This is a genomic window from Clostridium sp. AM33-3 (assembly GCF_003480315.1).
Taxonomy (GTDB): domain Bacteria; phylum Bacillota; class Clostridia; order Lachnospirales; family Lachnospiraceae; genus Brotaphodocola.
Map to the genome: position 1 here is coordinate 1 of NZ_QUIV01000052.1, position 684 is coordinate 684.

Here is a 684-nt window from a genome sequence, read left to right on the forward strand (position 1 = left end):
GTTCTGTAGGCCCTCCCCGGAACTTCGGACCCTTTCGTGCTATTCCCTTAAATTGCAATATGCCTATTTCATTGTGTGATACGTTTCATAGATTTTATCCGGATCATAGTTCGGTGACATTGGAGCTGCAATCTGACAGACTGCTTTTACGAAATTTGGATCCAATTCCAGAATATCCGCGATTTGTTCTGGTGTGTAATTTTTTTGCATTTTTGCAAGAATTAATTGAATAAATGCCCTGGTTTTTCCTTCGTTTCTTCCTTCGGTTTTTCCCTGAGCTATTCCCTCGGCTATTCCTTCACTCTTGCCACGCTCGTGCCCCATATTCCAGTATTGCTCCTGAAGCATTTTATAGTTTTTTTCTTCGTCATATTCATAGATACTCATTTTCACAACCTCCGCTCGGTTCCTGCGCAGGAAATCTGCCATGATATCCTGATGAATACATTCATCAATTGCCTCATTGACTGCGTGTTTGAGGTTCATACCGTTTTTCCGTTTTTCACGGACCAATGCAACAAACGCGGAATAGTCATGAAGCTCCCGGCATTTTTCCATCAATTCTGCATTATAACCCTTGTTAATGTTTAATACCAGTGTTTCCAGTTCCAGGTAAGGATGCTCAGTTCTGGGGCGATAAAGATCAGACAGACGAAGGATGGCTCGTTCCTCCATTTTCTGTTC

1 protein-coding gene is annotated in these 684 nt (G+C 42.3%); it reads right to left on the bottom strand.

Annotated features, from left to right (window positions below; genetic code table 11):
• Positions 1-63: 63 nt before the first annotated feature.
• A complete protein-coding gene (locus tag DW819_RS15485) occupies positions 64-387 on the bottom strand; it encodes a hypothetical protein (RefSeq protein ID WP_147353183.1) in 324 nt (107 codons plus the stop codon).
• Between the last annotated feature and the right edge of the window lie 297 nt (positions 388-684).